At 62.9% G+C, this 4191-nt stretch carries 3 protein-coding genes; 1 reads left to right on the top strand and 2 read right to left on the bottom strand.

Annotation, left to right across the window (positions count from 1 at the left end; genetic code table 11):
* Positions 1-243 precede the first annotated feature (243 nt).
* On the bottom strand, positions 244-1089 hold the full coding sequence (locus tag VFZ66_00545) for a hypothetical protein (protein ID HEX6287640.1): 846 nt from the start codon (positions 1087-1089) through the stop codon (positions 244-246).
* 107 nt (positions 1090-1196) lie between these two features.
* Entirely contained in the window at positions 1197-2378 is a 1182-nt protein-coding gene (nifS, locus tag VFZ66_00540) for a cysteine desulfurase NifS (protein ID HEX6287639.1), read from the bottom strand.
* Positions 2379-2564: 186 nt separating this feature from the next.
* On the opposite strand from nifS, the gene gatB reads away from it, so the two are divergent.
* Complete coding sequence (gatB, locus tag VFZ66_00535; GenBank protein HEX6287638.1) at positions 2565-4004, top strand: Asp-tRNA(Asn)/Glu-tRNA(Gln) amidotransferase subunit GatB; 1440 nt, start codon at positions 2565-2567, stop codon at positions 4002-4004.
* Positions 4005-4191: the final 187 nt, after the last annotated feature.

The following is a 4191-nucleotide window of genomic DNA, read 5'->3' as shown; positions in this document are numbered from 1 at the left end:
TCCAAACTTGTACCAGCGACAAAATGTTGTCTGTTCGTTGTTGATCGGTCATGCGCTGCTCCTACGTCCTATTGTGGCGATCCACGAAGCCGGTATCCTACCTCAGATTGACCGATACTCCAAATTTAGGGCCGCGAACTTCGCCCGCCAGGCACAATAAAACGAGGCCAGAGCAGAGCCCTGCTGGCCTCGTTTGCTCTTTCGTTTAGTGCTTGGTTCTTTCGTTCCCGGCCTAACGACGCGCTACAGCGCACGGGCGAACGCAACGCCATGAATCGCAGGATACCCGGCGCGTAGCTCGGCCCAGGTTCGGCCACGATCGGCGCTGAACCAGAGCGCGCCCTGCGCCGTACCGGCAAAGACCTGATCGATGAAGCGCGGCGGCGTCACCAGCACCGTTACGCCGGTTGGACCCTCGACCGGGGCCCCGGTCGCGCCGCGATCGTCGGAGCGCAGCAGGGCCTCGTGAGTTGCAAGCAGCAGCACCGGCTGCTGGCCGCGCAGCATCAGCAGCGCCCCTGTCGCGGCGGCGGGTAGTGGCTGCTCGCCCTGGGGCGTGTACAGCGAGCGGGTGCCGACGATCAGCAGCGCCTCAGGATCGGAAGGATCGGCGGTGATGGCGAGCGGCTCTAGCACCTGCGCGTCACGCGCCTGCCACTCCGCGCCAATCTGCTGATAGAGCCGTCCATCGACCGACACGCCGATCAGCGTGCCGTCCTCAAGCAGCGACCAGCCCAGGATCGGCGCGGGTAGACGGGCAACCGCCACCCAATCGGAGCCATCGGCGCTCCGCAGCAGCGTGCCGCGCTCGGCGCTGGCATACAACGTCGCGGCGGCATCGAAGACCAGCGACCGGATCGGCTCCGCCAGCACGAGATCCCAGCTCATGCCGCCATTGGCCGAGCGCGAGATCCCGGCGGACGAGGCAGCCAGCGCCAGCAGCGGATCGTTGGGCGAGGCCACCACCGCGCGAAGATCCTGCTCCGTGAGCGCCCGCCCGATCTCGCGCCACCGATCGCTCTTGCCAGGATTTGCTAGCTGCACCAGCCCTTCTGCCGTCGCAATGTACAGAATCCGAGCCTCAGCCATCTGTTCGCTCCGCTGATGCGAGTTTCAAGTTTCAAGTTTCAAGTTTCCGGTGCTTGGTTCTCGCTTTGTTCCCCTGTTCCTGTGTTCTTTGTGCTCTGCTCTCCCCGTTACATCGCCATCTTGCGCCACTGCGGCGATACGCTGCGCAGCCGCTCGATCATCGGCGGCAGCGCCTCCAGCACATAGTCGATATCGGCCTGCGTCGTATCCTTGCCGACGGTAAAGCGCACGCTGCCATGGGCCACATCCGCATCCAAGCCCAGCGCCATCAGCACATGCGAGGGTTCGAGCGAGCCGCTGGTACAGGCCGAGCCGGAGGATGCGCAGATACCAGCCTGATCGAGCAAGAGCAAAATGCTCTCGCCCTCGGCATAGGCAAAGCTGAGATTCGCGTTGTTGGGCAGCCGCCGGACACGATCGCCGTTGAGCCGGACATGCGGAATACGCTCGGCAATGCCGTCGATCAGCCGCTCGCGAAGGCGCGTGCAGTGCGCGACGTAGTGTACGCGGCGCTCCTCGGCGCGCTGCAACGCCGCTGCAAACCCGACGATCCCGGCGACATTCTCAGTGCCAGCACGCCGCCGTCGCTCCTGACCGCCGCCGTTGATCTGTGGCAGCAGCGGCGTGCCCCGGCGCGCATACAGCAGCCCGACACCCTTGGGACCGTAGAACTTATGCGCCGTCAGCGAGAGCAGATCGACATTCAGATCATCCACATTCAGCGGAAGCACGCCAGCGGCCTGGACCGCATCGGTGTGGAAGACAACACCCCGCTCACGGCAGATCGCGCCCAGCTCGGCGATCGGCTGGATCGTGCCGATCTCGTTGTTGGCGTACATAATCGTCGCCAGCACCGTGTCGGGCCGAATCGCGGCGCGTAGATCGTCGGGCGCGACCAGGCCGTTGCTGTCGACGGGCAGCGCTGTAACCTCGAAGCCGAACGCCTTCAAGTAGTCGCAGGTGTGCAGCACGGCGTGATGCTCGATCGCGCTGGTGATGATATGCTGACCTCTACCCCGCTCGCGCGCCGCTAACGCCGCGCCCTTGATCGCCAGATTATCGGATTCGGAGCCGCCGCCGGTAAACACCAGATCCTTGGGCGCGCAGCCCAGAACCTCAGCCGTCAGCGACCGTGCATCGTCGAGCGCCTGGAGCGCGGCGCGGCCCAGGCGATAGACGCTCGATGGGTTGCCGAAGCACTCGGAAAAATATGGCACCATTGCCTCAAGTACCGACGGATCGACCGGCGTTGTCGCAGCATGATCAAGATAGAGCACACGCTCAGCCATGAATATCTCCTTATGTCACAGCCCTATTGTACCCCGTGCCGGGAAGATGCGGCAACAAGGAAACAAGCCAACAAGGGAGTGGAGCCCTGGTTCCTTGTTCTTTTGTTCCTCTGCTCGGCCCTTTGTTCTCTGTTCTTTGTTCCTATTGCCGCTATGCTATAATTCCGCCCAGCTATGGAGGCAACTATGGAGTATGAAGCGGTCATCGGGCTGGAAGTTCACGCCCAAGTCTTGACCGACTCGAAAATGTTCTGTGGCTGTAGCGCCGACTACGCGAACGCCGCTCCTAATACGCATGTCTGCCCGGTATGTCTTGGCCTGCCCGGCGCGCTGCCAGTGATCAACCAGCGCGCGGTGGAGCTGATCGGCATGACCGGCCTCGCGCTCAACTGCCGGGTCAACCACGACACGTTCTTCGATCGCAAGAACTATTTTTATGTCGACTTGCCATCATCCTACCAGCGCAGCCAGTACGACCATCCGATCTGCGTCGAGGGCTGGCTGGAGATCGAAACGGCGAGCGGTGCCAAGCGCATCGGCATTACGCGCGCGCATATGGAAGAAGACACCGGCAAGCTGACCCACGCCGAGAGCGGCTCGCTGGTGGACTATAACCGATCGGGCGTGCCGCTGATGGAGATCGTCAGCGAGCCGGATATTGCGTCGCCGGAGGAAGCGAAGCTGTACTGCGCCAGGATGCGCCAGATGCTGGTCTGGATCGGCGTGAACAGCGGCAACCTCGACGAAGGCGCGATGCGCTTCGATGTCAATGTATCGGTACGGCCTAAAGGCAGCGCCACCTTCGGCACTAAGATCGAGATCAAAAACCTCAACTCGATCCGCTCCGTCGAGCGCGCGCTGATCTACGAGATCGAGCGCCAGACGCAGGTGCTGGTCGGCGGCGGCACGCTCCAGCAGGAAACGCGCGGATGGGATGAAGATCAGGGCATCACGCTCGGCCAGCGCTCAAAGGAGTTCGCCCACGACTATCGCTACTTCCCCGATCCCGATCTGCCGCCGCTGGCGCTCGATGAGGCGTGGGTCGAGCAGCGCCGCGCCGAGCTGATCGAGCTGCCGGATGCGCGGCGACGACGCTTCGAGGCCGACTACCAGCTATCCACGCAGGACGCGCTGCTGCTGACCGGCGAGCGCGCGGTCGCGGACTATTTCGAGACGGCTGTCACCGCCGCCAAAGAACACACGCCGAAGTCAGTCGGCAACTGGATTATCGGCGAGCTGTTCCGGCTGCTCAACGACGGAGGTGAAACGATCGGCGCTGCTGCGGCGCGGCTTCGTCCCGAATTTATCGGCGAGCTGCTGAGCCTGCTCAAGAGCGGCACGATCAACGGCACCACGGCCAAGCAGGTCTTTGAAGAAAGCTTCCGCACCGGCACCGCCCCCGCCGCGATTGTCGACGCCAGAGGGCTGCGGCAGATCAGCGACTCGAATGTGGTGCTCGACTTTGCCCGCCAGGCCGTCGAAGCCAATCCCAAGGTCGTCGGCGACTACCGCTCCGGCAAGATCCAGGCGATCAAATTCCTGGTCGGGCAGGTGATGAAATTGAGTAAGGGCCAGGCTAACCCGCAGTTGGCGGAGCAAGCCCTGCATGAGGTGCTCGACAACTAGAGCGCCGTCAGGCCAGGAGTGTACCTGAAGCCTACGATTCCGTTTAGGGGTGCTACGTGCGGCGTAGCACCCCTGCGTGTTTCTCCGGGATCGGCATGCGCTATTGCTGAGGCTGCGCTTCAGACTTCTATGGACCGACCCTCATCCCTGTTCCCAGGGTTCGATCTATCGCGCCAAACCGGTTCAA

The sequence above is a fragment of the Herpetosiphonaceae bacterium genome (assembly GCA_036374795.1).
Taxonomy (GTDB): Bacteria; Chloroflexota; Chloroflexia; order Chloroflexales; family Kallotenuaceae; genus LB3-1.
This window is presented reverse-complemented; position numbering and strand designations above follow the sequence as displayed.